Source organism: Rhodococcus parequi (assembly GCF_046042785.1).
Lineage (GTDB): Bacteria > Actinomycetota > Actinomycetes > Mycobacteriales > Mycobacteriaceae > Prescottella > Prescottella parequi.
Genome location: NZ_JBDLNV010000003.1, coordinates 641,094 through 666,486 on the forward strand (window position 1 = coordinate 641,094; position 25,393 = coordinate 666,486).

The 25,393-nt window shown below is 68.4% G+C and carries 25 protein-coding genes and 1 pseudogene; 12 read left to right on the forward strand and 14 right to left on the reverse strand.

What is annotated here, in order from left to right; all coding sequences use genetic code 11:
- Positions 1–276 precede the first annotated feature (276 nt).
- The 5 genes from ABEU20_RS11120 to ABEU20_RS11140 form a co-directional block, all read right to left on the reverse strand.
- Positions 277–630: a hypothetical protein gene (locus tag ABEU20_RS11120; protein ID WP_420164464.1), complete on the reverse strand. Its 354-nt coding sequence runs from the start codon at positions 628–630 to the stop codon at positions 277–279.
- A gap of 373 nt (positions 631–1,003) precedes the next feature.
- Positions 1,004–1,744 (reverse strand): hypothetical protein, encoded by a 741-nt coding sequence (locus tag ABEU20_RS11125; protein WP_420164465.1) that lies wholly within the window; start codon positions 1,742–1,744, stop codon positions 1,004–1,006.
- Positions 1,741–3,063 carry a TPR repeat region-containing protein gene (locus tag ABEU20_RS11130; RefSeq protein WP_456300334.1) on the reverse strand — a complete coding sequence of 441 codons (1,323 nt, stop codon included), beginning with the start codon at positions 3,061–3,063 and terminating at the stop codon, positions 1,741–1,743. Before ABEU20_RS11130 ends, ABEU20_RS11125 begins: the two co-directional genes overlap by 4 nt.
- Positions 3,060–4,115, reverse strand: a complete 1,056-nt coding sequence (locus ABEU20_RS11135) for a TPR repeat region-containing protein (RefSeq protein ID WP_420164467.1) — start codon at positions 4,113–4,115, stop codon at positions 3,060–3,062. The genes ABEU20_RS11130 and ABEU20_RS11135 overlap by 4 nt, the downstream gene beginning before the upstream one ends.
- Positions 4,115–4,396, reverse strand: coding sequence for a hypothetical protein (locus tag ABEU20_RS11140; RefSeq protein WP_420164468.1), 282 nt, complete (start codon positions 4,394–4,396; stop codon positions 4,115–4,117). The genes ABEU20_RS11135 and ABEU20_RS11140 overlap by 1 nt, the downstream gene beginning before the upstream one ends.
- Positions 4,397–4,860: 464 nt before the next feature.
- On the opposite strand from ABEU20_RS11140, the gene ABEU20_RS11145 reads away from it, so the two are divergent.
- From ABEU20_RS11145 to ABEU20_RS11155, 3 genes are all read left to right on the forward strand, one after another.
- A complete protein-coding gene (locus ABEU20_RS11145; protein ID WP_420164469.1) occupies positions 4,861–5,379 on the forward strand; it encodes a hypothetical protein in 519 nt (172 codons plus the stop codon).
- 100 nt (positions 5,380–5,479) lie between these two features.
- Positions 5,480–6,103 (forward strand): nicotinamide riboside transporter PnuC, encoded by a 624-nt coding sequence (pnuC, locus tag ABEU20_RS11150; protein ID WP_420164470.1) that lies wholly within the window; start codon positions 5,480–5,482, stop codon positions 6,101–6,103.
- The gene (locus ABEU20_RS11155; RefSeq protein ID WP_420164471.1) at positions 6,103–7,191 is read left to right on the forward strand and encodes an AAA family ATPase; all 1,089 of its coding nucleotides are present in this window, start codon (positions 6,103–6,105) and stop codon (positions 7,189–7,191) included. The genes pnuC and ABEU20_RS11155 overlap by 1 nt, the downstream gene beginning before the upstream one ends.
- A 9-nt stretch (positions 7,192–7,200) precedes the next feature.
- On the opposite strand, the gene ABEU20_RS11160 is transcribed toward ABEU20_RS11155, so the two are convergent.
- Positions 7,201–8,580 (reverse strand): FAD-binding oxidoreductase, encoded by a 1,380-nt coding sequence (locus ABEU20_RS11160; protein WP_420164472.1) that lies wholly within the window; start codon positions 8,578–8,580, stop codon positions 7,201–7,203.
- 90 nt (positions 8,581–8,670) lie between these two features.
- Between ABEU20_RS11160 and ABEU20_RS11165 the strand changes: the two genes are divergently transcribed.
- From ABEU20_RS11165 to ABEU20_RS11185, 5 genes are all read left to right on the forward strand, one after another.
- Positions 8,671–9,297 carry a maleylpyruvate isomerase family mycothiol-dependent enzyme gene (locus ABEU20_RS11165; protein WP_420164473.1) on the forward strand — a complete coding sequence of 209 codons (627 nt, stop codon included), beginning with the start codon at positions 8,671–8,673 and terminating at the stop codon, positions 9,295–9,297.
- A gap of 19 nt (positions 9,298–9,316) precedes the next feature.
- Complete coding sequence (locus ABEU20_RS11170; RefSeq protein WP_420164474.1) at positions 9,317–10,057, forward strand: DUF429 domain-containing protein; 741 nt, start codon at positions 9,317–9,319, stop codon at positions 10,055–10,057.
- A gap of 106 nt (positions 10,058–10,163) precedes the next feature.
- The gene (locus tag ABEU20_RS11175; protein ID WP_420164475.1) at positions 10,164–10,694 is read left to right on the forward strand and encodes a DUF3558 domain-containing protein; all 531 of its coding nucleotides are present in this window, start codon (positions 10,164–10,166) and stop codon (positions 10,692–10,694) included.
- Between the two features lie 37 nt (positions 10,695–10,731).
- Positions 10,732–11,097 (forward strand): hypothetical protein, encoded by a 366-nt coding sequence (locus ABEU20_RS11180; protein WP_420164476.1) that lies wholly within the window; start codon positions 10,732–10,734, stop codon positions 11,095–11,097.
- A gap of 93 nt (positions 11,098–11,190) precedes the next feature.
- Positions 11,191–12,690: a WXG100 family type VII secretion target gene (locus ABEU20_RS11185; protein WP_420164477.1), complete on the forward strand. Its 1,500-nt coding sequence runs from the start codon at positions 11,191–11,193 to the stop codon at positions 12,688–12,690.
- Positions 12,691–12,713: 23 nt separating this feature from the next.
- Here ABEU20_RS11185 and ABEU20_RS11190 read toward each other — a convergent pair whose 3' ends face one another.
- Genes ABEU20_RS11190 through ABEU20_RS11205 form a run of 4 tightly spaced genes read right to left on the reverse strand, consistent with a single transcriptional unit; the run spans position 12,714 to position 18,538 of the window.
- Positions 12,714–13,313 (reverse strand): hypothetical protein, encoded by a 600-nt coding sequence (locus ABEU20_RS11190; protein ID WP_420164478.1) that lies wholly within the window; start codon positions 13,311–13,313, stop codon positions 12,714–12,716.
- 13 nt (positions 13,314–13,326) lie between these two features.
- Positions 13,327–14,766 carry an HAD-IB family hydrolase gene (locus ABEU20_RS11195; RefSeq protein ID WP_420164479.1) on the reverse strand — a complete coding sequence of 480 codons (1,440 nt, stop codon included), beginning with the start codon at positions 14,764–14,766 and terminating at the stop codon, positions 13,327–13,329.
- Entirely contained in the window at positions 14,763–17,054 is a 2,292-nt protein-coding gene (locus ABEU20_RS11200) for a glycerol-3-phosphate 1-O-acyltransferase (protein WP_420164480.1), read from the reverse strand. The genes ABEU20_RS11195 and ABEU20_RS11200 overlap by 4 nt, the downstream gene beginning before the upstream one ends.
- Positions 17,051–18,538, reverse strand: coding sequence for a wax ester/triacylglycerol synthase domain-containing protein (locus ABEU20_RS11205; protein ID WP_420164481.1), 1,488 nt, complete (start codon positions 18,536–18,538; stop codon positions 17,051–17,053). Before ABEU20_RS11205 ends, ABEU20_RS11200 begins: the two co-directional genes overlap by 4 nt.
- A 170-nt stretch (positions 18,539–18,708) precedes the next feature.
- Here ABEU20_RS11205 and ABEU20_RS11210 point away from each other — a divergent pair, with 170 nt between their 5' ends.
- The 3 genes from ABEU20_RS11210 (at position 18,709) to ABEU20_RS11220 (ending at position 21,029) form a co-directional block, all read left to right on the forward strand.
- Positions 18,709–19,020: an FmdB family zinc ribbon protein gene (locus ABEU20_RS11210; protein ID WP_420164482.1), complete on the forward strand. Its 312-nt coding sequence runs from the start codon at positions 18,709–18,711 to the stop codon at positions 19,018–19,020.
- A 30-nt stretch (positions 19,021–19,050) separates the two neighbouring features.
- Entirely contained in the window at positions 19,051–20,304 is a 1,254-nt protein-coding gene (gene fmdA / locus ABEU20_RS11215) for a formamidase (RefSeq protein ID WP_420164483.1), read from the forward strand.
- A 353-nt stretch (positions 20,305–20,657) separates the two neighbouring features.
- Positions 20,658–21,029, forward strand: a complete 372-nt coding sequence (locus tag ABEU20_RS11220) for a hypothetical protein (RefSeq protein WP_420164484.1) — start codon at positions 20,658–20,660, stop codon at positions 21,027–21,029.
- On the opposite strand, the gene ABEU20_RS11225 is transcribed toward ABEU20_RS11220, so the two are convergent.
- The 3 genes from ABEU20_RS11225 to ABEU20_RS11235 are packed head-to-tail and all read right to left on the reverse strand — an operon-like array spanning position 20,987 to position 23,170.
- The gene (locus tag ABEU20_RS11225; RefSeq protein WP_420164485.1) at positions 20,987–21,646 is read right to left on the reverse strand and encodes a Type 1 glutamine amidotransferase-like domain-containing protein; all 660 of its coding nucleotides are present in this window, start codon (positions 21,644–21,646) and stop codon (positions 20,987–20,989) included. The two genes, ABEU20_RS11220 and ABEU20_RS11225, sit on opposite strands and share 43 nt — an antisense overlap.
- 7 nt (positions 21,647–21,653) lie before the next feature.
- On the reverse strand, positions 21,654–22,475 hold the full coding sequence (locus ABEU20_RS11230; RefSeq protein WP_420164486.1) for a maleylpyruvate isomerase family mycothiol-dependent enzyme: 822 nt from the start codon (positions 22,473–22,475) through the stop codon (positions 21,654–21,656).
- Positions 22,472–23,170: a mycothiol-dependent nitroreductase Rv2466c family protein gene (locus ABEU20_RS11235; RefSeq protein ID WP_420164580.1), complete on the reverse strand. Its 699-nt coding sequence runs from the start codon at positions 23,168–23,170 to the stop codon at positions 22,472–22,474. The genes ABEU20_RS11230 and ABEU20_RS11235 overlap by 4 nt, the downstream gene beginning before the upstream one ends.
- Positions 23,171–23,366: 196 nt before the next feature.
- On the opposite strand from ABEU20_RS11235, the pseudogene ABEU20_RS11240 reads away from it, so the two are divergent.
- Positions 23,367–24,904, forward strand: a pseudogene (locus ABEU20_RS11240) (AMP-binding protein).
- Positions 24,905–24,907: 3 nt separating this feature from the next.
- On the opposite strand, the gene ABEU20_RS11245 reads toward ABEU20_RS11240, so the two are convergent.
- Positions 24,908–25,282 carry a DUF488 domain-containing protein gene (locus tag ABEU20_RS11245; RefSeq protein WP_420164487.1) on the reverse strand — a complete coding sequence of 125 codons (375 nt, stop codon included), beginning with the start codon at positions 25,280–25,282 and terminating at the stop codon, positions 24,908–24,910.
- Positions 25,283–25,393 lie beyond the last annotated feature (111 nt).

Here is a 25,393-nt window from a genome sequence, read left to right on the forward strand (position 1 = left end):
GTTCGCTGTAGCCGACTCGCCGCCGGACCCTGTCGATCCGTGGGTGGCACTGCGGAGGAGCGGCTGGTGGACGCTGCATCTTCCGGAAGGGGTCGACAGCGAGCAGGTGACGAACCGGCAGGCCAAGTCGCTGACCAGGTCCGAGGACCTGCGGGCTGGGCTGAGTTTGGCGGTGCGATCTCTGCTCGAGAACGACGTATGGCGTGCGGAGGCGACTGCCGTCTTGCTCAGGCGGATCGACGAACTCGTTGGGCCGGGTCATCGGTAGGGGCCAGTTCAGTTCCCTAGGCCTGCACACAGCTCCGTATCGGTGATGTATCCGGCCTCGCATCCGTGTCGGGTCTGGATTTCACCGGACGTGGGGGCTTCACCGCACTGGGTTCCGCAGCGCTGGTAGTTCGGCACCGGGGAGCCGTCGGGCCAGTAGCAGCGATCGCCCGAGCACGAGTATCCGCGATCGGACGTCGTGCCCACCGGCGGAGTGGCGACGGCATGCGGATCGGGGTAGCTGCCACCCGTGTAGGGATTTCGGCACACCTGGCCGTCGCACTCGAAGGTGTTCGCTTCCCGCTCCCGCCGCAGGTACTCGTTGCCGCCGTGCTGGTCGAAGCACCACTGTGAGAAGGCCATCGACCCGTCGCTCCACCTGGCAGGGCCGGGAGTTCCTTCGAGGCATTCGACAACGTACGGTTCCTGCACCGTCGCGTCGGACGTGACCGCTTCGGCAGAGGTGGTAAGCGCCGGGGCCTCGCTTGTGGGCGCCGGCGGCGGTGTCGTCTCCGAGGTCGTCGTTACCGCTGCGCTTGGTGAAACAGCAGAAGTCGTTGGTTCCGGCGCGCCATTGTCTCCAGCACACCCCGCGACGAACAGGATCGCTGCGCAGGCCCCGACCAGCATCCGTACCTTCATGTTTAACCCCCAGGTTCCGGGACACCACCGATGACTGTTGATGTATCGGAGAACCTCGAGATATCGCTACGCGGCTCGGCGGGTGGCGGTGCAGTCACCAACCTGGGTAGAACGGCTCGATGACTGGCGGTTCGGATTCGGTGCGCGTGGGTGCCGGCGGGTTCGGGCTTCCCCAACGCTGTTCGGCCCACTCAAGGCACGGGGCGCGGCTCTCGGGTGCGGCGCTCATGGCGAACTCGGTAATCATCCAGTCACCGAAGACATCGGCGGTAGGCCGTGCGCTGCGGCCGGACGGGCCTGAGAGCGGATGAGTCTCTCGGGGTACGAGATTCTGTCGCGGAGAAGCGGACCCTGGTTGTTCGGTTGACTGCGTGAAGAGTCGCGCGCTGACACGGTATGCATGCAGAACATAGAACGGACTCTGCTTCGGCAGGACGTATTTGCCGTCGACGAGAGTTGAGACCTGGGTGGTGTCGAGGCACACGAGAGCGTCGATGGCGTCGGGCTCCTGCTCGAGTTCGACGAGTTTCATCGTCAGGGTGCCGATACCGCCCTGAGGGCCCTTCGTTCGGGTGGTGCCGTGCTCACCGGCAGCGTCGATGTAACCCGGATAGGTGTACCGACGTCCGAGCGTCAACGTGATCTCGTCACTCTCGACTGTCGCGCGAACCAGTTGCGCCGCGGGGGAATCGAGGTCGGTTCCCGGCGTGCTTTCCCATCGGAACGACTCTGCCCACAGCAGATCAGGTACGTTCTCGACGGGCGTCTCCCGAGTGCAGGCGGTCAACGACAGCGCGGCCGCAAGCGCGATCGCCAGGCATGCCACGCGCTTCATCGCGCAGAACCTCCTAGGATCCGGCTCCGATAGTGCGCCTCATCCGTGACATAGCCGGCCTGGTTGTCGCGGGCCGAATTGAGTGGCAGATCGAACCGTTGAACATCGAGTCCGCGGCGATGAAGGAATTCCTCGGCGGCGGTGCGCACGGTAGCCGAGCCCCGCTTGTCTTCGCCCATGATCTCTGTGAGTGGCCGAAGGCCTCTTTCGTCGCGCAGGTCCTCGGGGATGGTCGACGTGCCGTCCGGCCCGTCGAGGATGCTCGGGTCCTTGGCCACAACAGCCTCGAGCATCCGATACGCGCGCTGGGTGGCCAGGTTGTCGGCGTTGATCTCGGAAGCCTCTTCAGGAAGCGTCAGCTTCTCACTCCCCATCCCCGCCTGCACCACCGACGACGCGATGTCGAGCGGGATCGTCGCCGGGCCGCCGAGGCCCACCACGGTCTTGGTTGCGACGTCGATGGCGAGTTTCGTTCGGCCGGCAGTCTGTTCCGCCGCGGCGGCGTCGTCGAGCCCGCGGTCGTACGCTTCGGCGCGCAGGCCCTGGTCCATGTAGCCGAGGAGCCGTCCACTTGCCTCCCCGAGCTGGTGCCGGATTACGGTGGACTCGCCGTGCAACTCGCCGAACCGACCGGCGTAGTCGTTGGTGCGTTCGATGATGGCGCCGTTGAAAAGCGCGGACGCGGTTGGGTCGGTGTTCATCAGCGTCGCCAACCGAATCGACCGGACATCCCCGACCTCGCCGAGGGCGGCTTCGCGGTCGAATCCGTGGGTCTGCAGTTCGGGAGCGACCGCGATGTCTCCGAGATAGGGCGTGACCGCCTGTGCGATCTGCTGAGTCAGGGCCGGGTTGACCTCGCCGAGCGAGCGCCCGTCATGGCCAGGCAGGTTCATCATCGACTCGAACTGTCCCGACGTGCCGTCCGTGATCAAGGAGATCAGTCCGGTCGCCGCGCGGCCCGCCTGCTCGGACTGCTCCACGCTCACCTCGGCGCCTTGGATCGCATTCTCTCCGATCCAGCCGAACAGGTTCGGCGCACCGCGATCGTCGGACCAGTCGAACTGCAGGAGAGGCGTCAGGGTGTTCGCGGGACGGTAGTCGCTGTCGAGGGGCACGCGATCGGAGCCCTCGCCGGTGAGCAGCTGGGTGATCGCTTCGTGGTTGCGTCCGGAGACCTCGAGATAGTCGCGCATCGACTGCTCGACCAGCGTCGGGTCGGCACCGGAGAGTGCCGTTCCTTCAGCAAGATTCGCTGCTTGACGGGTCAGTTCACGCGCGAACTCGGTGCCCGGGGCGTAGCCAGGCTCCGACTCCTTCAACAGTCCCCGAGGCGCCGCGTGTCCTCGTGGAAGCGGTACTGGTCACCAAGTGCCCCAGACTCGCCCGGGTAACGAATCGCGTTGGCGTCGTCGCCATGAGTGCGTGTCGAGATCACCTCGCGAAGATCGGACGGCAACTGGTCGTACGAGCCGGGGGAGCGCAGCGACCCGTCCGGGTTGTTGCCGCTGCCGATGTTCTCGTTCGAGACCACCATCAGCCCGTTGGCCAGCGAGTTGAGGGCGCGTCCGGACTTCGGATCACCTCCGGCCTCCTGCGTCCGCAGGTGATCCCCGAGCGCCAGAACGCCGTCCTTCCCGGCCGCGCGGTACAACTCGGCGTAGTAGTCGCGCACCGTCTGCGGCAGTGTGCCGACCTGTCCACCGGCAGCGAGCGTGTCGAGTTCGGCGGCCGTAAGCCCCTGCGCCGGCAGCTGGCCGGCGATGCGGTCCAGGGCAGCGGTGTCGCCGGCGGCGGCGGCGCTCGCGAGCACGTCACCGTCCTCGCGCCCGAGCCGCCCGGCCCCGTCCTCAATCGAGTCGGACAGGTCGCCCCCGGATCCGATCCGGTCACCGCGCGCGCGGATGCGCTGCGCCGCATCCTCGATCAGACGCGCCACCTCGGTGTCCTCCCGTGCGAGCGCCGCGGCGGCCTCCACGACCGCGTCGCGGTGGGCGACCAGCAGTTCCGCGGAGGCGCCCGCGCCGGCGACAACGCTCCAGTCGTCGAGCACGGTGCACCCGTCGGCGAGCGCGGCTTCAACCCGTGCCAGGGCGGCGTCCCGGGCCCAGTACAACCGCTGCGCGCCGTCGTCGAGGATCTTGGCGAGGTTGCGCACCTCGTTGGAGAGACTCTGGCCTGCCGCGCGCTCGGCGTCGACGCGGTCGCGGGCGGCGTCGTAGGCGATGCCGGACCAGTCGTGTCCAAGGTCGTCGATGCCCCGCGATGCGGAAGCCAGTTCGTCGAGGAAGCGGGAGTCGGCGGCGGCAGTGCGGGCGGCGGCGTCGGACAGCAGAGCGGTGTTCCAGGATCGGACCTCGGGCAGGCTCGGCATCAGTCGTCTCCGCCCATCGCAGCGAGTCGAGCGGTGAAGTCGGATTCGGTGACGTCGTACTGGTCGGCGTTCCCTCGCGCGATCACTGCCGTCTGCCGCAACCTGTCGGCGACCCGCAGGTACGCGCCTTCCACGAACTCGGCGGCCTGATCACACGCCGCAGCTGCGGCGGAACCAGGAAGCCCGACACCCGGGCCGATCACATCGAGCGCGTCGACCGCCGCGCCGGCGTCGTCCATGGTCGACGCGAACGTGCGCAGCTGCGCGGAGTCCACCTTCATCCGATTCCCCCTCGGCACCGGCGACCTCCCCTGATCGCCCCGGTTCGATCGTCAATCTACCGAACGGCGCCGGGTGACTCCTCCGACGGTGCGCGGAACTGTGCGGCGCCCGTACAGTGGTCCCGCCGTGCAACGCTCGTCGCCGGCGAAGGGGGAGAGGTGCTGACTTCTGATCGAGTGCAACGGCCGGCTGAATGCCCAGCACGTCGTTCTCGTTGCGCGTGACGGGCGCCATCGCTGTACTCGCCTCAATCGGTTGCGGCGCAGTGGCTATCGGTGTCCTCGGAGGCGTCGATGGCAGGCCGATGATGCTGCGATACAGCGTGGCCTATGGATGCCTGGTCCTTCTCGTCGCGGCGTACGGGGTTCTCACGAGGTGGCCCCGCTCCGGGGGTACGGTGCACTGCGCTCCGGCAGAGGCGGGGACGGCCACGGAGATTCGGCAGTCTCGCGGGGTGTGGGCGATGCTGGTGGCAATCACGGCGTGCTGCGCGGTGCTCACTGCCGGTCCGGCCGTCGAGATCTACCTCAGCGCGGAGACGTCCGGAGTACCCGGCGCGACAGTGGTTTTCGGTGTGCTCGGAACGTTGTTCGGGTCCTTCCTCGTTCTGGTGGTCCTGCGACGGGTTCGACCGGGCTCGGTGCTGCTCACTCCCGGCGGGGTTCGTCATCGCGGCTGGAGTTTCGACTCCTACCTGCCGTGGGAATCGGTGGCCGGGGTGAAAGCCGCGTACAGCGACCACCGCATGGTGCTGTTGATCGGCTTCGCGAACGCGCAGTGGACTCGCCGGTACACCACACCGATCTGGCGAATCGACAAACTGCCCCCGGTTCCGATGATCGAACTCGACTGCCGCAAGTTCGCGATGGACGATGTGCTGCTGCTCCACTTCATCCGCTTCTACGCAGACAATCCCGCGAGGCGCGGAGAGCTGGGGGCCGTCGCTGCCCAAGACCGATTCGCCTTGCGCGACTTCACGTGAGAGCGGTGTCCGGACGGGAGGTCCGGACGGCCGGGCACCCCTCGGTAAGGGTTAGCGCAAATATGCGCTAATGTGAGGGGCGTTGAGCCGAGGAGGAGTGATGATCGATTTTCTGAACTCGACGGCGTTCACCGCATTCGGTGCGCCGACAAGCTGGGCGGAGGTGTTGGGCTTCGTGACTGGAGCCTGGTGCGTGTGGTTGGTGGGCCGTCAGTCGGTGTGGAACTGGCCGATCGGGATCGCGAACAATGTGGTGTGGATCCTGCTGTTCGCTACCGCAGGGCTTTTCGCGGACTCGGCGCTGCAGATCGTCTACATCGTGCTCGCCGTGTGGGGCTGGCGCAACTGGGTGCAGGGGCGCGCGGGGGACACCCTGCCGGTTACCGGCACCACCGGGATCGAATGGATGTGGCTGGCCGGTGCGGGTATCGCCGGAACCGGCGCGCTGATGCTGCTCCTGGATACGGCGACGTCGTCGACGGTCCCGTTCTGGGATGCGGTCACCACGGTGCTGTCGCTGCTGGCGACGTGGGGGCAGGCGACCAAGCGGTGGGAGTCGTGGCTGCTGTGGATCGCCGCGGACCTGATCTACATCCCGCTGTACCTGCACAAGGGGCTGACGCTGACGGCGCTGCTCTACGCCGGGTTCCTGCTGCTGTGCATTCGCGGCCTGCTCGCGTGGCGACGCAGTCGGGCAACCGATCCCGCGTTGGCGGTGGCGTGATGACCGCGCTGTACCGGCACGCTTTGGTGATCGGCAAGTTCTATCCACCGCACCGCGGACACCACCATCTCGTCCGGTCGGCCGCGCGGATCGCGGACCGCGTGACGGTCGTGGTGATGGCATCGGCGGCGGAGTCGATCCCGCTCGCCGACCGGGTGTCCTGGATGCGACAGACCCACGCAGGAGACGCGACGGTGCGGGTCACCGGGATCGCCTGTGACGCGCCGATGGACCTCGAATCGACCACGGTGTGGGCGGCGCAGGTCGCGTGCATGCGCGCGGCCGCCCGGCAGGTCGATACGACACCGATCGACGCCGTGGTCTCGAGCGAGAAGTACGGCGACGAGCTGGCGCAGTGGTTCGGGGCCACCCACGTGTGCGTCGACCCCGACCGGGTCGCGCACCCCGTATCGGGGACCGCGTGCCGCGCCGACCTCGCCGGTAACTGGGACTTACTGGACGAGCCTGCGCGTGCCGGCCTGGCAACTCGCGTCGTCGTGGTCGGTGCCGAATCGACCGGGACCACGACCGTCAGTTGCGCACTGGCGCAGCGCTACCGGGACCGCGGCGGCGTGTGGACGCGAACCGGCTGGGTGCCCGAGTACGGGCGGCAGGCGACCCTGGACAAGCTGGATCGACTGCGGGCGGTGCGCCCCGACGCCGCGATGGAGGAATTGGAATGGACCGGTGACGACTTCGCGGAGATCGCGAGGGAACAGACACGGATGGAAGAACGCGCCGCGGGGGCCGGCTCTCCGGTGCTGATCTGCGACACCGACGCCTTCGCCACCACGGTCTGGGAGCGGCGTTACCTCGGAACCGATAGCGCGCGGGCCTGGGCGGGGGTGGCCGACCGGCCGGCGATCTATCTGCTTACCGATCACGTCGGCGTCCCGTTCGTGCAGGACGGCATCCGCGACGGCGAGCACATCCGGGCCGAGATGGCGCGGTGGTTCGAGGACGCGCTGACGGCGACCGGGCGGTCGTGGGTGTTGCTCACCGGGCCGCTGTCCGAGCGGGTGAGTCTCGCGGAGCGGGTCGTCGACCTCGCTCTGGCGCAGCGCTCGTCGTTCGGGGTCCCGCTGTAGGGCCCTGGGTCAGGACAGCACGGCGCCCGGGTTGAGAATCCCGAGCGGATCGAGCGCGGTCTTGACCCGCCGGTTCAGTTCCATGACGTCCTCGCCGAGCTGCCCGGGCAGCCAGTCCCGCTTGAGTCGTCCGACGCCGTGCTCGCCGGAGATGGTGCCGCCCAGGGCGATTGCCAGCTCCATGACGCGGGCGAAGGCGGTGCGGGCGCGGTCGGTCATGTCGGGGTCGGTGGGGTCGAACACGATCAACGGGTGGGTGTTGCCGTCGCCGGCGTGCGCGACGGTGCAGATCAGGACGTCGCAGTCCTCGGCGATCCCCTCGACGCCGGTGATGAGCGTGGGCAGTTGCTGCATGGGCACGCCGACGTCCTCGAGTAGCAGGCTGCCCATCGCCTGCACCGCCGGGAAGACGGATCGTCGTGCGGCGGTGAAGGCGTCGCCCTCGGTGGGATCGTCGGTTGCGAACACTTCGGTGGCGCCGTTCTTTTCGCACGCCGCCACGATGGTCGCGATCTCCTGCGCCCCGGCGGCACCGGGAGCGTCGGACTGGGCGAGCAGCAGGGCGCGGGCATTGCGGTCCAGGCCCATGCGGACCGCGTCCTCGACCGCGTTGATGGACGCGTGGTCCATGAATTCGAGCATCGCCGGCCGCATGTCCCGGGTGATCGCGAGGACGGCATCGGCGGCTGACTCGACGGACTCGAACGACGCGACCACCGTCGACGCCGGCGGCTGCGCCGGAATCAGGCGCAGCGTCAGCTCGGTGATGATGCCGAGCGTGCCCTCGCTGCCGACGAACAGTTTGGTCAGCGACAGTCCGGCGACGTCCTTGAGGAGTGGGCCGCCGAGTCGGACGGCGGTGCCGTCGGCGAGGACCACCTGCATGCCGAGCACGTAGTCGGTCGTCACCCCGTACTTGACGCAGCACAGCCCGCCGGCGTTGGTGGCGGCGTTGCCGCCGATCGAGCAGATCTCGTACGACGACGGGTCCGGCGGGTACCAGAGCCCGTGCTCGGCGGCCGCCTGCTTCACCTCGGCGTTGAGCAGGCCGGGCTGGGTGACCGCGACGCGAGTGACGGGGTCGACGGTGATCTCCCGCATCCGCTCGGTGCTCAGCACGATCCCGCCGTCGACGGCGCTCGACCCGCCGGACAGCCCGGAGCCCGCGCCGCGCGGCACCACCGCGATCCGATGCTCGGACGCCCACCGCATCACCGCCTGCACGTCCTCGGTGCAGGTCGCGCGGACCACTGCGATCGGGGTGCCGGCGTTGGGGTCGGCGGCCCAGTCCTGGCGGTATCCGGCGGTCATGTCCGGGTCGGTCAGCACGGCGCCGTCAGGCAGCGCGCCGATGAGTTGATCGAGAACAGCCGGATCCACCGTCGTCATGCGTCCATCATGCCCCCGCGTGCCGGAATTGCGACCGAAGGTAACGACCGGGCGATACCGTCGGAGCGACCGCACATCGACGAGGGGGTAGTGGTGGAGGAGTTCGACCGGGACCGGGACCTGCTGATTCGACTGTGGCGGGTGTGGGCGAAGCGGGCCGCGGAGCTGTCGGACGAGCAGTGGACGACCGAGACGCGGCTGCCGGGCTGGACCGTCCGCGATGTCTATGTGCACGTCACCCCCGACCTCCTGATCGCGATGCTGGCCGCGCCCGCCGCCGACGGTGACGCGAAAGTGACCAGCGCGGCGGAGATGCTCCGAGTCTTCAACGCCGACCCCGCCGCGACCGAACCGATGCACGCGCAGCTCGCCGAGATGGTTCGCCAGATGGCGGCCGACATCGACCGTGACAGCGTCGTCCAGCGTTTCGGTTCCGATCTACCCGACGCGTTCGAACGGCTGGCCGGGCTGAGTCGCGACACCGTCATCGCGCACCCGATTCTGGAGTCGGTGTCGCTCGGCGCCTTCCTCGACATGGCGATCATGGAGGCGACCGTCCACTGGCTCGACGTGATCGACGCCGTCGGCGGTGACGAGCCGGAGGCGATGGCCCTCGAGCGGGCGCGGGACGTGCTCGCTGCGGTGCCCGATCCGCTGGCATTCGTCGAGGCGGCGTCGGGTCGCGCGGGCGACCCGGTGTTGCCGGTGATGCGGTGAGGGTCGATAGCCTCGCGGCATGAGGACTGTCGGCATCGACCTTGCGGCCGAGCCCGCGAAAACCGCTGTTGCGACGATCGATTGGGGTGAGCGATCCGCTCGGGTCGTCGGCTTGCGGCTCGGGGCGAGGGACGACGACCTTGTGCAGGCGGTCTTGGGCGCGGACCGATGCGGGATCGACGCACCGTTCGGGTGGCCGGATGCGTTCGTCGACTTTGTGCTGGCGCACCACGAGCGACGGCCCCTACGCGAGCTCGAGCTGAGCAACCGCGCCGGACGACTGCCTCTGGTCCGACGGCGGACTGACCAGTTGGTGCACGAGGTGACCGGCATCGTCCCGCTCAGCGTGTCGGCCGATCTGATCGCGCACGTGGCGCTGCGGTGCGCCGGTTTGCTGGCACGCCTCGCAGTCGAGGGCGTCGACACGGATCGCGTCGCGGGCACCGTTGCCGAGGTCTACCCAGCCGCCGCGCTGCAGCAGTGGCGTTTGCCCTTTCGTGGATACAAGGGATCGACGAATCGGGCGAAGCTGGCGCAGTTGGTGGCGAGCTTCGATGAGGCGACGCCGTACCTGGACCTCGCCGACTTCCGTGGAGCGTGTGAAGCGTCGGACGACGCCTTCGATGCGGTGGTGGCGGCGGTGATCGCGCGGGCGGTCGCGGTGGGACAGACGCGAGTGCCGGACGGCGCCGACACGGAAAGCGCTGGTCGCGAGGGGTGGATTCACTTGCCGACCGTCCCGTTATCGGCGCTCGGGTGACCTGGAGCGGCGAATCGTCAGGATTCTCGCGATGGAGGGGAACCAGAGAGATCGAACCTGCGTCTGTTTAAGGTGAAGCGGTCTGGAACGAGGGGAGGAGGTCCGGATGCGGGGGACTGCTGTGATCGGGCTGATCGGTGCTGGTCTGCTGTTGGCTGGATGCGGGTCGGGAACGGTGTCGGGGGAGGCCGACGCGGAGGGGACGGCGGCGGGGGAGCCAGTTTTTAGTCCTTGTGATGACCTTCCTGACGAGGTCGTCGGGGCCCTCGGAGTCGATCCCGAGACCGAGGAACGCGACATCCTCGGCGTCAAACAGCCCGGCTGGAACGTATGCGGGTGGCGCGGCGCGGAGTATTCGGTGTCGGTGTTTGCGACTACCCGCACGATGAACGACGTGCGCACGAACGAGCGGAACGAAGACGTCGTTCCGATAGAGCTCGAAGGTCGGGAGTCCTTTTCGTACAGGGAAACTACCGACACGAATCGTGAGTCGTGCGATGTCGCGATGGACGCGGCCGGAGGCGCGGTACTGGTTTCGGTCGGATTCCACGTTCTTACGCCCCCGAGCAATCCGGGGGAGCCGTGCGTGATTGCCGAGGGAGCGGCCCGGGCGGTCGGTCAGTACGTTCCGAAGTAAGTGCCAACGATTCCGTTTGGGAGTTGCGTTGAATGACATGACCAGCTGGTCCGGGCTGATCGCAGCGGCAGAGCACGGTGAGCTCGAACTCGAACGTGGTACGGCTTCGAACTGTGCTCGGGCCTGCGAGCGCCTCATTGACCAGCTGACAAGGGTTCTCGACGGCACACGCGGGCTTGCCAAGATTGATGGATTGGGTTCACTGCCATCTGGAGTGACGCTCGCATCAAAGTTTGAGCGGAAGGCGGCGGGCGGCGAGTACTCGCTTGATCAAGCAATCGCCGATCACATCCGCGTGGTAGGCGAAATGAGGGACGTGTTCCGGAAGATCGAGAACCGCTACGCCGCTGCGGAGGAAGCGAATACCGCGGCCGCAGCTGCTGTCGAATCGCAGATCAACTAAGACTTCCGGGGCCGCGCCACTGAGGGGATGGCGCGGCCTCGGATCCGCCTCGGGCGGTGTCGCCGACCGAGGCATGAGACGAGGGGGAGAAGGATGGGACTGCCGGACTTCGGTGGCTGGGTCGAAGGCATCAGCAAGGACATTGTCGAATTCGGCAAGCATCCGGCGAACAAGGTGCTCGACCTCGTCACCGGCTACGACCTCAACGAACGAAGCCGCGTGCGCGACGAACAAGCCGCCGGCAACGCCGAACGGGACGAAATCTACCTGCAGCAGGCCGGGCTCTACGGCCGGTTCAGCGGCAGGTTCGACGACCCGGCCCTCGGCTCACCCGAAGCTTTCGAAGCCATGTCCCACGAGGACATCAAGGCCGCCGTCGACGGAATGAACGGCGGCGCCCTGCGGGCCAGCGCGGAGGGCTGGACCAAGATCGGGCAGTCGCTCGAACAGGCGCTCAACGACTTCCGCGACTTCATCGCCACCGAAACCGACGGCAAATGGGAAGGCGTAGCGAAGGATTCCGCCACCGCCGCGACCGGAAGATACGCCACCGAATCCGGGAAACTCGCCGAAGCGGGCACCCTCATCGGCACCAAGATCACCGAAGCGGCCACCGGCGTCGACCAGATCAAAGCCACCGTGCCGCCCGTCTCCAAACGCTCCCTCCTCGAGGTCGCATTCGACGCAGGAATGCCCGCCGCCGGCCTCTTCAAACGCCTGTTCCACGACCAGGACGAGGCGCACCAGGAAGCCATCCAAATCATGCGGACCGTCTACACCCCGGTGATGCAGCAGGCCGACACCAACGTGCCGAGACTCCCCGAACCTCCCCGTGTCATCGCCGAGACCCAAGGTGCATCGCCCTCGAGTGGTGGTGCACCCGACATCGGCACGCCGGGATCGACAGCGCCCTACACCGGGGGACCGAACTCAGGATCGCCCATCCCGCCCGTGCAGACTCCTGGCAGCCCCATACCCGGCGCAACACCCGAAACGGGTTCAACGCCCGGCGCATTCAACCCCATCGCTCCGGGCGCCCAGTCCACCTCCAACGACCAGTTCACCGCCCCGACCGACGCCACGACAACCCCAGCCGCCGCCTGGACCGCACCCGCGGCCGCCGCAGGGCTGGACGGCAGCCGCGCGGGACAGCCCGGTTACGGAATCCCCGGGATGGGTGGAGGCGCTGGAGCCTACTCGGGCGCAGGCGGCTCGGGATCGAACGCAGGATCGGGCATCGGCGCAGGAGCAGGCGGCGGTGCCGGCGGCTACGGAGGCGGAATACTCACCGGCGGATACGGCTCCAGCGGATACGGCTCCGGCGGAATGGGTTCCGGTGGATCAGGAACCGGAGGCGGCGCCGCAGGATCGACTCCGAGCGCCACCGGAGGCGGAGCAACGGGAACGACGGCCGCCGGCACCGCCGCGCGAGGTGGTGCGGCCGGCGGCGGCATGATGCCGGGTGCGGGAGCACGCGGGCGCGGCGAGGACGACGCCGAACACAAGACGCCCGGCTACCTGGTGAACGTCGACAACGGCAGCGAACTCATCGGCAACCTGCCCTTGGCCGCCCCGCCCGTCATCGGGAGCTGAGGCGGCCGGGGCCGGCGCCAGCTCTAGACGCCGATCAGCTGCTTGGCCGCCGACACCGCGGCCGGGGCGTCCAGCGAGGGCATGTCGTCCCACTGGCCACCGGTGATCGTCACCTTGACCTCGGGCGTCTCGACCAATGTGACGATCACGCCGGCGACAGCGGTCGTCATCGGCAGCGTGTAGGCGACACCGCCTGCCTTCTCGATCGCGGCATCCGGAAGGACCGAGAGCTTGCCGGCCTCGAGGTCGCTCACCGCCGGCACCTCACCGGTGCCCGGCTCGATCATGACCTCGACGGAGCGGATCTCGCTCAGCGAGGTGGCGCCGTCCGGGGTCTCCCAGTTGCAGATCACGCCGTACTCGTCCGCCGCGTTCGACGGGCTCTCCTGCAGCCCCGCAATGTACTGCGCGACCGCCGGCGCGACGTCCCCGCAACTCGAGAACCGTGCCAACACGTCCGCACCCATGTCACCGCCGTCACCCGCGCCCTCACCACCGGAGACCGTGCCGACCGCGGCCTTCGTCGTGCCGGGGGAAGCCGTCTCGGCGTCGTCGGAACCGCAGGCGCTCAGTGCCGCGGCAAGAACGAGAACCACTGGAACAAACCAGGCGTTTCGGATCATGCAGGCACTGTACCTAGGCCTTCACCGGCCCCGCCCGCAGTACGTCGTCGAACCGCTCCCGAACCTCGGCGACGTGCTTGTCGAGGTCCTCCACCTGCCACCCCTCGGTACTGATCGGCTCCAGGACGTCTACGTACACCTCACCGGCATGCGCGACGAACGAGTTGCGCCACATCAGATCCCCGGCGTTGTGGATGACGATCGGCACGATCGGCACCCCCGCCTGCATCGCCAGGTGGAAGCCGCCCTTCTTGAACCGGCCCAGCCGGGGTGTGGGGGAGCGGGTGCCCTCCGGCGCGATCGCGATCGACGTGCCGCCGCGAAGCTTGTCGACCGCCGGCTTCAAGGCCGCCCGCGCCTGCACGGTGTCCGACCGATCTACGTACGCGACATCGAGCAGCGTCCCCACCGCCGCGAACCGCGGATCGTGCGACGCCTCCTTCTTGGCCACCCCGGTGACGTCCCGCTGGATCACCTTGCCGATCACCAGCATGTCCAGCGAACTCTGGTGGTTGAACATGAACACCGCCGGCCGGGCGCTCCAGGCGTTGTCCTCGCCGGTGATGTGCACGTCGATGCCGCACAGCCGCAACGCCAGGTCGGGGCCGAACGTCCCCACCAGATTCGCCGCGGTCCGCCGATTGCCCGAAAGCACCCCCGCCGTCGCCCCCACCGCCGTCGTCGCCATCAGCGCACCCAACGCCATGCCGGTGCGCGCGGTCGCCACAGGTGTCGCGCCCCGCTCCGGCCGCGGCAGCCGCACCGACAACCAGCCCTCGGCCCGCGCGATCCCGGCCAGCCTGCGGTCCGGATTGAGCGCCACCGGGCGCCCCACCGAGTCGAGCATCGGAACGTCCTCGGCACCATTGGAATACGCGAACGCCTCCGACAGCGGTGTCCCCGCCTCCTCGGCGAACGCCCGCACCGCCGCGGCCTTCGCCGGCCCCCACAGGGCCGGACCGGTGAGCTTGCCGGTGAGCATGCCGTCGACCACTTCGGGACGGCTGCACAGGATCTCGTCGATTCCCAGGTCGTACGCGACGTCCTGCGCCTGATACACCGTCGCCGACGTCGCCAGCACGATCCGGTGCCCGGCCCGGCGGTGGGCGTCGAGCAGGCGTCGGATGTCGGGGTAGATCATCGCGGCGATGTCCTGCCGGAACAGCCTTTGACTCCATTCCCGCAGTTCGTCCTCGCGCCGCCCGGCCAGCCCGGTGACCGCGATCTGCATGAGCCGCCCCACGTCGGCGCCCCGGAACTGCGTGTCGAAGGCGGCTCCGGTGGTGCGGAGCAGTTCAGCGACGCTGAGGTCGAAGCGACGCAACCGGTCCCGATACACGACACCGGCGGTGTAACCGGTGATGAGGGTGCCGTCGAGGTCGAACGCAGCCAGCGTCTTCGGTCCCTGCGGGGCGGCCGCGATCGCCGAGTAGATGTCCTCGAGCCGGTTCATCGGCCCGACTCCGCGCCCTCGGTGACCGTGCCGGAGCCGCACACCTGGTCGAGCTTGGCGTGGGCGCGGTCCCGGATCTCCCGCACCCGGCGCACCAACGTGCGGATCTCGTGCGCGAACTCGCGGCGCCCCTCGAGCACCTCGGGGTCGTCGGTCTCGACCAGCCGGCGATTGCGGGCCAACTGCAGGGCGGTCGCGAACAGCTCCGACGAGATCGACTCGCTGCTCGCGATCTGCTGGCGGAGTCGGCGCTGCTGCGCCAGGGCCAGACACTCCGCGATGAACGTCCTCTCGTCGAAGTCCTGCGTCACCGGTGCGTCGAGCAGGTGGTCGGCCACCACCTCGTACGCCTCGAGGAACGGTTGCAGCACGCGGTGCGCGAGATACGGTCGCACCTCGTCGAGGATGTGCTCGACATGCTCGGGGTTGCTCAGATCGCTCTCCCACGCGGGATCGATCAGGCTCAGCTCCGACCGCAGCTCCTCCTGGAACGTCTCCTTGTCGCTGAAGAAGAACTCGAACTTGAGCAGGTCGCGGATGCGCTTGGCCTCGGACCAGCCGTCGGTGAGGGGGTCGGCGAACTTCTCGTCCACGGCCGCGCACAGCACCATCTCCGCGATGGCCCGCACCACCAGGAAGTGAATGGTGTTGTTGCGGTAGAACGCAGCCACCAGCCCCTGATCCTTGCCGAGGTAATAGACACGTTCGTCGCCCTCGTCGAACCGCCGCAGCACTCCGGAATCGAGATGGGTGAACAGGGCCTTCCGGATCACCTGCGGATTGGTGAGGTCGACGTCGCCCGCGGTCGGCAGCTTGCGGGCGGTGATGTAGTCCACCATCGGCCCCAGGATGAAACCGAGCTCGGGGACCGTCAGCGCCCGGTCCTCGATGCCGAGGAACGCGAGCATCACCAGCGACGACGCGGTGATCGGGGTGACCTCGTTGATCCGGTGGCTCACCTCGATGCCGGTCTTCTGGATCGCGAGCCGGAAGTCGTCCTCCTGCGCCAGCGACTTGCGCAGCGACAGTGGACGTCCCACGGTGACGTGCGCGACGCCGCGCCGCTGCCCCTGCGCGCGGACGTAGCCGACCATCCAGCGGAAGCTCTCCTTCCGCTTCTCCGCGCCGTGCGCCTCCGCCGCCATCGCGTTCACCTCGTACAACTGGTCGTACACCAGTGAGACGGGGACCAGGTAGACGTCGGGCGCCTCGGACGACTCGAACGCCTTGGCCAGGTAGGTCAGTAGCCCGTACCGGGGCGGGCGCAGCTTGCCGGTGCGCGAGCGCCCGCCCTCGATGTACCACTCCAGGTTGAAACGCTTGTTCATCAGGAACCGCATGTATTCGCGCAGCGTCCACTTGTAGATCTCGTCGCCGTCGAACTTGCGCCGGATGAACACGGTGCCGCTGCGCTTGCTGATCGGGCCGATCGGCCAGAAGCTCACGTTGAGCCCGCCCATCACGTGGTTGAGCGGCAGATCGTTCGCGAGCAGCGCCGGACGCAGCACCAGCGGATCCAGGTAGGACCGGTGGCTCGGCAGGAACACCAGCGAATGTTCACGGTTGAGTTCGCGCAGTTCCTCGAACCGGGTGGTGTCGACGTCGAGCCGGTACGCGCGGGAGAAGTACCGGCCCAGCTGGTCCCACAACGCGATGGCCCGGCGGCTCTGTGCGGCCACCATCTCGTCGAGGTCCGCGCGGGCCCGGCGTTCGACGTCCACGACGGTGAGATTGAGCTGCGCGGCAAGCTTCTTCACGCCGGCGGTGAAGCGGCTGGTGTCGGTGATCTCTTCGACCACGAACCGTGACACCTTGTACTGCGTGCCCAGCAGATTTCGCTCGGCCCGCTCGAGCGCGAGAGCGGCCTGGCGCCGGATGAACTCCGGCAGCGACCCGCCGCCCCGCTCGGCCAGTCGGTCACGCATCTCGCTCAGCGACGCCGGATCGCCCTCGATCACCCTGCACCGTCCTGGATCGGACCGCAGCACCCGCCGCTGCGCGTTCGCCCCGATGCGCAGCGGGTCCCGCGCGGAGAGCACCTCGCGAAGACGTTGCCCGCGATGACCGTTGGTGGTGTCCGGCATCCAAACCACCCGCACCGGCGTGAGGACGGGGTCGTCGTCGCGCAGCGCCAGCGCCGACAACGCCTGCCCGGTAGTGGCGACGGTGGCCGTCGGGTGACCGGACTCGTTCTCCCGGCGTCCGAGCCACGTCCGCAACACCCGGTCCTCGGTGTCGGTCATCTCCTCGGTGAGATAGATCCGCAGATGCCGCTCCGGTTCGGTCATCGCTGCGCTCCCTCCTCCGCGTCCTCGGCGGCGCCGCCCAGCGCCACCACCTCGTCGAGGCTCTCCTGCAGGCAGCGCATGAACAGCGCGGGTTCGGTGACCGCCGCGGTGTCGATGTTGACGCCGATGCAGCACGTACCGACGTGCGAGACCATCGTCGCCATCACCGCGCACCCCGGCGCCGGCCCGAACGGGAACATGCGCTCGATCCGCGCGCCCGCCAGGTACACCGGGACCGGCACCCCGGCTACATTCGACGCCTGCAGATCCAGGCCCGACGACTGCGACAGGTACCACTCGGCGAGCAGCCGGGTCGGCAACCGCACCAGCAGCGGCGACGCCGCCTCGACGATGTCGAGTGCAGGTTCCTCGCGCAGCGCCAGCACGATCGCCCGCACCTTCCGGATCCGCTTCGCCGCGTCGGGCTCGGTGGCCGGCCCGGCGAAGCGCACCGCGGCGATCCGGTTCCCGCCCGACGGATCCGACGCCGACCGCATGTTGATCGGCATGCCCATGGGGATCTTGCCGACGTCCGCGCCCATCTCCTCGTGATAGCGACGGAACCCGCCGAGCAACGCCGCGATGTACGCGTCGTTGACGGATCCGCCGGCCGCGTGCGCGGCGATCCGCAGCTCGTGCAGGCCCACTTCGAGCACCCCGAACCAACGTCCGAGCCCGCGCTCGCGCAGCAGCGGCGACCCCGTGGCAGGCGGCGGTTGCACGACGCGGCGCAGCGACCCCGCGTAGTCGAGCACTTCACCGGCCGCGTCGAACGGCCGCGTCACGGCGGTGACGGCGGCGCGGACCGACCCGGACACCAGGCCCGTGAATCGCCGCGGCGCCTTCCGGATCCCGGACACCACGTCGCGGCCGAGCGCCCCGAGGTCGGACAGGTGCTCGGGCGGCGCGGGCTCGCGATCGGGCTTGTCGGGGGTCGGCTCCGGGCGGCGGCTGTGCAGCAGGGCCATCATCTGGATGCCGCCCATGCCGTCGGTGATGCTGTGGTGCGTCTTGACGACGTACACCGCGCGGCCGTCGTCGAGGCCCTCGATGAGCATCGCGATCCACGGGGGGCGGGCCTTGTCGAACGGCTCGGTCGCCAGGTGCCGGCACACCCGCAGCGCGTGATCGAGGTCCGTCTTGCCGCCCGGCAGCCGGATCCGTCGCAGGTGGTAGTCCAGGTCGAACTCCGGATCGACCGACCACACCGGATTGCCGAGCCCGAAAGCCGGTTCCACCGCCCGCATCCGGATGCGCGGCACGATGTGCGACGCCCACTCGTGCGCGCGGACCAACCGGTCCCAGTCCGGCGCCTTGTCGAGCACGTCGACCGCGACGATCGGCGTCCGCAGCTCCGGCCGCACCTCCTCCATCCGCCACATGCCGGTCTCGAAATCCGACATGGTGCGGCTCTGACCCCACGCGACCGCGGACAGATCGACATCCACCGCGCTCGGTGGAACGAACGGTTGTCCTTCGGTCATACGCGCTCCTCGGAGATCAGTCCTCGGTTCGATTCGACGTCGTCTCAAGTGTGGACCCGTTCACGCGGCAGCGTCCCCGGATTGGACGCTTCCGGGTCCGGACACCGGGGACAACTCGGATCCCGCGCGGGAGTGCCGCGGGTCCGTTAACGTTCGGGGCACTTCGATCCTTGCCCCGGCGAAAGGACGCGGTCATTCCTCTCTACCAATTCCGGTGCGCTCGGTGCGGTCCCTTCGACCGGCACTTTTCGATGGCGGACGTCCCCGACACCTCCGATTGCCCGCACTGCGCGTCGGACGGGCGTCGGCAGATCACCGCGACCCGGCTCGGCCGGGGCGGCTCGGCGTCGATGCGACTGCTCGACGCGACCGCCCGGTCCGCGAGCGAGCCCACCGTCGTCAGCGGTCCCCGCCCCGGCGCCACGCGCACCCCGCAGAAGGTCACCACCAATCCGCTCCACCGAAAGTTGCCCCGCCCCTGAGCAAACGGCCCGTCCGCGTTAGGAGACTCGATGCCCGAGTTGCTGTTCCCGTTGGATTCGAACAAGAAGTTCACCGAGCAGGAGAAGATCGGCCACAACCGGTGGCACCCCGACATCCCGGCGGCCGTCACCGTCAAGCCGGGCGACTCCTTCCGGGTGCACTGCCGCGAGTGGTTCGACGGCGCGATCCACAACGACGACTCGGCCGACGACATCCTGAACGCGCCGCTCACCACGGTGCACACGCTGTCGGGACCGTTCGCGGTGGAGGGCGCGCAGCCCGGTGACCTGCTGATCGTCGACATCCTCGATCTGGGGCCCATCCCGCAGGAGGATTCGGGTCCGCTGGCCGGTCAGGGCTGGGGCTACACCGGCATCTTCCCGCGCGACAACGGCGGCGGCTTCCTCACCGAACAGTTCCCCGACGCCTACAAGGCGGTGTGGGACTTCGCGGGCCAGACGGCGACCTCGCGGCACGTGCCGCACGTGAAGTTCACCGGCATCGTGCACCCCGGTCTGATGGGCACCGCACCGTCGCACGCGCTGCTGGGCAAGTGGAACACCCGCGAGGCCGCGCTGATCGCGACCGATCCCGACCGGGTGCCGCCGCTGGCGCTGCCTCCGGAACCGCGGGACGCGATCCTCGGCACCCTGTCCGGCGCCGACTTCGACCGCGTCGCGGCCGAGGCCGCCCGCACCGCACCGCCGCGCGAGAACGGCGGCAACCAGGACATCAAGAACCTCACCAAGGGCAGCCGGGTGTTCTATCCGGTGTTCGTCGACGGCGCGAACCTGTCGGTGGGTGACCTGCACTTCTCGCAGGGCGACGGCGAGATCACGTTCTGCGGCGCCATCGAGATGGGTGGCTTCATCGACCTGCGGGTCGACATCATCAAGGGCGGCATGGAGACGTACGGCGTCTCGGAGAACGCGATCTTCATGCCCGGCAACACCGATCCGCAGTACTCCGAGTGGCTCGCGTTCTCGGGGACGTCGGTGACGCTCGACGGGGAGCAGCGCTACCTCGACTCGCAGCTGGCGTACCAGCGGGCGTGCCTGCACGCGATCGACTACCTCACGAAGTTCGGTTACAGCCCGGAACAGGCCTATCTGCTGCTGGGTGCCGCACCGATCGAGGGTCGGTTGTCCGGCGTGGTCGACATCCCGAATTCGTGCGCCACGGTGTATCTGCCGACAGCCATCTTCGATTTCCCGATCGCGCCGTCGGCGAGCGGCCCCGTGAAGATCGATCCGGGGATGGGGGCGCCGCACTCGGCGCGTTGACGCTTCTTTTCTCCGACAGCATCGCCGGCGACCTCCGTGCCGCCGGCGATGCCGTCTGTGCGGGCGCAGGTTACCAGTACAAAGCACATTTTCGGGGTGCTATGAACGGACTTCACCCGAATTCTCTGTACCGCGTTTCGTGCGAATGTAACTGCAGGTGAACGCCAGGTTTCGTTATCTAATCGTGATGATCAAACAGTAACGCCCCAGTCATTCGTCACGTTAGCGTCGATCTCAATCGCCCAGCGCTATCGAAGCGTTACGCGAGGACACAACATCTACATTCTCGTCGCCCGGATCGTGATGTCCGACCGAGCGAGATCGGGCCGTCGGGGAGAAAGGGGCGCGGAGTCGTGAGCGCTTCGTCGAACTGCATCGAGAACTACATCGCGGCCATGTTCGCGTACGAATTCATGGACGGCGGTGTCGACCTCGACTCGCTCGAGCGCATCCACCGCGGCGACGTCCGCGACTGGGTCGGCGCCGTGGCGGGATCGGGTCTGTTCACCAACGCGCAGGTCGCGCGCGTCGATGCCGGTTGGCGTCACGATCCCAAGTCGCTGCTCGACACCCTGCTCTCCGAGGCCGACGAGATGACCGTCAAGCGCTGCGAGATGACGTGGGCCGCCCTGGACCGCATCGACTCGCCCGCCGAGCGCCGCGAGCTGGTGGCCGTGGGCGGCTACAGCAGCGCGGTGGCGTCGGCGTCCACGACGATCGCCTGATCGTCCGTCAGCATTCGATACCGAACCCCGGCAGCGCGGCAGGCCTCGACCATTCGGGCCGCCTCGCTGCCGGGGTTCGTCGTATCCGCGGACCCGTCGGCGCTCGACGCGCAGTGCGGCACGATCGAGAAGTCGACGAATCCCAGCCCGTCCCAACGCGGTTCGATGCCGCACGTGGGCGCCACCTCGTCCGGGTCGTCGGCGCTGTCGATCCCGATCAGTGACGGCGCCATGACGCACGCGCCCGCGCTGTACCCCGCGTAGGTCAGCCGTCCGTCGCGGATCAGCGCGCCGAGCACCGCATCGCCGCCGCTGCGCGCCAACTGTGCGCGCAGCACGAACGTGTTGCCGCCGCGTACCCACACCGCCCCGAACCCCGACAGAGTGTCCGCCAGCCGCTCCGGGGAGCCGACATAGTCGCGCAGATCGACCTCGGTCGGGGCGAACCCGAGCTTGCGCAGCGGGACGACGTCGCTCACCACCGCGGATTCGCGCGCCCGGACGGGCCACGCGTCCGCGGCGTTCGCGATCACCGCGACGGCCCCCGGGCCGCCCACGAGGTCCACGAATCGGTCGACGTGTGCGCCGAAGCGGTACGAGGACAGGAACAGGCGCACGTGGGTGTCAGATCGTGTAGGCCAGGTGGTCGAGGATGCGGCGCCCCACCTCGGTATCCCCACCCAGTTCGAACTCCGACACGTGATCGGCGGCGGCGGTGCGCCCGCACGCCAGCCGGGTGAACAGCCGCGAGTCCATCGCGATCGTCGACGTCGCCGGCCCGGACAGCTCGTCCACCACCGCGGCGCGGCCGTCGACCTCGACGTGGAGGGTGCGGGCCAGCGGACCGGACAGTTCGACCGTCACCCGGGACCCGTCCGGGGCGTGGCCCAGCTTGCCGACGATGAAGCCGAGCGCCCCCTCGATCTCCTGGAACGCGAGGTTGCCGCGCGAGCCGCCCTCGTCGCCCGCGGGAACGTCCAGCGCGTCACGAATGTCGTGTTCGTGGACCCAGCAGTCGAACAGCCGGATCCGCATGAACCGGCCGTACGTCGCCGGCCCGGCCGGGGTGACCGCGGTGGCGTCGAAGTCGTCCTGGGTCATGTCGCCGAGCACCTCGAGCCGGCTGGAGGTGATCTCCCGGAACATCGCGAGGATCTGTGCCCCGGTGTGGGCGCGCAGCCCCTCCACCCAGCGCTCGTTGAGCGCGCCGATCTCGTTGCGCACGTGCGCGAGTCCGTGGACGTCGATCGCGGTCGCCGGCGGTTCGAGCCCGGACAGCATCGACTCGGTCCCGATGATGTGCGAGACGACGTCGCGCACGGTCCAGCCGGGCAACGCGGTGGGCGTCAGCCAGGCGTCGCCCTCGACGGTGGAGAGCACGTCGTCGAGCGCGGCCCACTGCTCGGACAGTGCGTCGACCAGGATGCCCTGGGGGAACTCGCTCATCTGTCACTCTCCGTTTCCGCCACGGGGAGGTCGACGACCTCGCCTCGGTCGACACTCTGCCAGTCGCGGCCCCGCACGTACGGTTCCAGCGCGCGTCCGATGTCCGCGGCGTCCGACGGGCCCTTGATTCGCTGGATTTCGTAGACGTGCGGAAACTCCAGCAGCTCGGTGACGGTGTTCCACAGCCGCACCGCGGCCTCGCCCTCGGGCGGATCGATCAGCACGGGTCCGAAGAACGCGGTGCCCTGGACGAACAGCGTCGGCACTCCGAACCCGCCCGCCGCTACCACCCGGTCGTAGTCGGCGCGGACGTCGTCGTGCGTCGTGGGGTCGGCGAGGGCGGTGTCGAGCAGCGCCGGATCGAGGCCCAGCCCCTCGAGGAGGCCACGGGCAACCATCGGATCGTGCGGTTTGCCCCCGTCGACGTGCAGCAGGTGTCCGGTCGCGAAGTACCAGCGGTCCAACAGGTCCATGCTCTCGCGGCGCAGCAACGCGCCGATCCGCATCAGCGACCACCCGTACGACCACTCGCGCTCCCACGGGTGCTTCTGGTCGTCCCGGCGGTTGATCTCCTCGAGGCTGAAGAAGCGCCAGGAGATGTCGATCGCGGTCTCGGCGCGTACGTGCCGGATCCAGCGCGACGCGTGGAACGCGAACGGGCACATCGGGTCGAAGTGGAATTCGACCGACGTGATCGGCTCGGCTCCCGCGTCCGTGCTCACCCTGTCACTCTATGACCGATCGCCGTCCGGGGCGACGAGTCGGCGCGCAAACATCGCGGCGAGTCGGTCTTTCGCGCGATTCGGGCGAAACCGTCCCCCGGTACCCGGCCGGAGGTGGACCATCGACGCAGACCGTTCGTGCGAATCACCGTTCACATGAGGAGCCGCCGTGTTTCCCGGAAACTTCGTCGCCACCACGCCCGAAAAGGCGGCGGTCATCCGCCCCGCCACGGGCGAGCAGCTCACCTATCGGCAGCTCGACGACCGGTCGCTGCGGCTGGCCCGGTATCTGCACTCGGTGGGGATGCGGCCGGGCGACCACATCGCGGTCGTGGCCGGCAACGACCTGCGGGTGCTCGAGGTGTACTGGGCTGCGCTGCGATCAGGCCTTTACATCACCGCGGTCAACTGGCACCTCACCCCGGCCGAGGCCGCGTACGTCGTCGACGACTGCGAGGCGTCCGTGCTCGTCGTCTCGGCGGACGCCGCCGCAACGCTCCCGACCGATCGCGCCGAGCTGACGAAGGTGCGTGGTCGTTTGGTGTTCGGGGGAGCGGTCGACGGCTATGACGACTACGACGCCGTGCTCGCTCGGCAGTCGAGCGAGCCGCTGGAATCGCAGCCACGCGGGCAGGACATGCTGTACTCGTCGGGCACCACCGGCCGCCCCAAGGGCATCAAGCCGAAGCTGCCCGAGGGGCAGGTGCACGAGACCGTCGATCCCTACACCGCGGTGTTCGCGCCGATGTACGGCTTCGACGCCGACACCGTCTACCTGTGCCGGCGCCGCTGTATCACGCTGCGCCGCTGCGCTTCTGCGGCACGATCAACTCGGTCGGTGGAACCGTGATCGTGATGGACCGGTTCGATGCCGCCGAGGCGCTCGCGCTGATCGAACGTCACCGGGTCACCCACAGTCAGTGGGTGCCGACGATGTTCGTACGAATGCTCAAGCTGCCCAACGAGGTTCGCGACCGCTACGACGTGTCCAGCATGCGGGTCGCGATCCATGCCGCGGCGCCGTGCCCGGTGGAGGTCAAGCGCGCGATGATCGACTGGTGGGGACCGGTGATCCACGAGTACTACGCGTCGACGGAGGGATCGGGAGCGACGTTCATCGACAGCGCCCAGGCGCTGGCGCATCCCGGGTCGGTGGGGTGTGACGGGGTTCTCGGCATCGTGCACATCTGCGACGAGGCCGGCCACGAGTTGCCGACGGGGGAGACCGGGACGGTGTACTGGGAACGGGACCAGTTGCCGTTCGAATATCACAACGATCCCGTCAAGACCGCGTCCGCGCAGCACCCCGACCACCCGACGTGGACCACCGGTGGCGACATCGGTTACCTCGACGACGACCGCTTCCTCTACCTCACCGATCGTGCGGCGTTCACGATCATCTCCGGCGGCGTCAACATCTATCCCCAGGAATCGGAGAACGTCCTCACGTTGCACCCGAAGGTGTACGACGTCGCGGTCATCGGGGTGCCGCACGACGAGATGGGAGAAGAGGTCAAGGCGATAGTCCAACTGGTGGACGGTGTGACCGGAAACGCCGACGTGGAGCGGGAACTGCTCGACTACGTGCGAGAGCGCGTCGCGCACTACAAGGCGCCCCGGTCGATCGACTTCGTCGACGAACTGCCCCGCACTCCCACCGGCAAACTCGTCAAGCACACGTTGCGTGCCCGGTACGTGCCCGCGTGAGGGTCAGCCCGGAATCCCGAGGTCCCGGAAGTGCTCGCGCAGCACTGCCGCGTGACTGTGGTCGAGGTCCGTGGTGGCGGTGAGCAGGACCAGCGGACGCTCCCCGGCGAGCGTCAGGACACGCTCGACGGCGCTGCGTCCCTCCGCGGATTCCAGCTCCGTGAGATAGCGGGAGCGAAACTCGCCGAACTCTGCTACGTCGTGGCTGTACCACCGCCGCAGTTCGGTCGACGGCGCGAGATCCTTCGCCCAGTCGTCGTAATGGAACGAATCCTTGCGCAATCCGCGCGGCCAGAGTCGGTCGACGAAGACCCGGAAGCTCGGCTCCGCAGCCGGATGGTCGTACACGCGTTCGATATCGACGGCACGAGTGGGCATCTCCGAACCTCCGTTTCTTGGGCCTATTCAGACGGTAAGTTACGTCCATGTGAAATAGTGAGCTGTATCACAAAAAAAGCCGCTTACGGTGGTATACCTCTGTTCGGACTC

Excerpts from the sequence above, each read along its gene's own strand:
- ABEU20_RS11120 (WP_420164464.1), bottom strand. The coding sequence starts at position 630 with ATGGCCTTCTCACAGTGGTGCTTCGACCAGCACGGCGGCAACGAGTAC.
- ABEU20_RS11125 (WP_420164465.1), bottom strand. The coding sequence starts at position 1,744 with ATGAAGCGCGTGGCATGCCTGGCGATCGCGCTTGCGGCCGCGCTGTCG.
- ABEU20_RS11135 (WP_420164467.1), bottom strand. The coding sequence starts at position 4,115 with ATGCCGAGCCTGCCCGAGGTCCGATCCTGGAACACCGCTCTGCTGTCC.
- ABEU20_RS11140 (WP_420164468.1), bottom strand. The coding sequence starts at position 4,396 with ATGAAGGTGGACTCCGCGCAGCTGCGCACGTTCGCGTCGACCATGGAC.
- ABEU20_RS11145 (WP_420164469.1), top strand. The coding sequence starts at position 4,861 with ATGCTGGTGGCAATCACGGCGTGCTGCGCGGTGCTCACTGCCGGTCCG.
- pnuC (WP_420164470.1), top strand. The coding sequence starts at position 5,480 with ATGATCGATTTTCTGAACTCGACGGCGTTCACCGCATTCGGTGCGCCG.
- ABEU20_RS11155 (WP_420164471.1), top strand. The coding sequence starts at position 6,103 with ATGACCGCGCTGTACCGGCACGCTTTGGTGATCGGCAAGTTCTATCCA.
- ABEU20_RS11160 (WP_420164472.1), bottom strand. The coding sequence starts at position 8,580 with ATGACGACGGTGGATCCGGCTGTTCTCGATCAACTCATCGGCGCGCTG.
- ABEU20_RS11170 (WP_420164474.1), top strand. The coding sequence starts at position 9,317 with ATGAGGACTGTCGGCATCGACCTTGCGGCCGAGCCCGCGAAAACCGCT.
- ABEU20_RS11175 (WP_420164475.1), top strand. The coding sequence starts at position 10,164 with ATGCGGGGGACTGCTGTGATCGGGCTGATCGGTGCTGGTCTGCTGTTG.
- ABEU20_RS11180 (WP_420164476.1), top strand. The coding sequence starts at position 10,732 with ATGACCAGCTGGTCCGGGCTGATCGCAGCGGCAGAGCACGGTGAGCTC.
- ABEU20_RS11185 (WP_420164477.1), top strand. The coding sequence starts at position 11,191 with ATGGGACTGCCGGACTTCGGTGGCTGGGTCGAAGGCATCAGCAAGGAC.
- ABEU20_RS11190 (WP_420164478.1), bottom strand. The coding sequence starts at position 13,313 with ATGATCCGAAACGCCTGGTTTGTTCCAGTGGTTCTCGTTCTTGCCGCG.
- ABEU20_RS11195 (WP_420164479.1), bottom strand. The coding sequence starts at position 14,766 with ATGAACCGGCTCGAGGACATCTACTCGGCGATCGCGGCCGCCCCGCAG.
- ABEU20_RS11200 (WP_420164480.1), bottom strand. The coding sequence starts at position 17,054 with ATGACCGAACCGGAGCGGCATCTGCGGATCTATCTCACCGAGGAGATG.
- ABEU20_RS11205 (WP_420164481.1), bottom strand. The coding sequence starts at position 18,538 with ATGACCGAAGGACAACCGTTCGTTCCACCGAGCGCGGTGGATGTCGAT.
- fmdA (WP_420164483.1), top strand. The coding sequence starts at position 19,051 with ATGCCCGAGTTGCTGTTCCCGTTGGATTCGAACAAGAAGTTCACCGAG.
- ABEU20_RS11230 (WP_420164486.1), bottom strand. The coding sequence starts at position 22,475 with ATGAGCGAGTTCCCCCAGGGCATCCTGGTCGACGCACTGTCCGAGCAG.
- ABEU20_RS11245 (WP_420164487.1), bottom strand. The coding sequence starts at position 25,282 with ATGCCCACTCGTGCCGTCGATATCGAACGCGTGTACGACCATCCGGCT.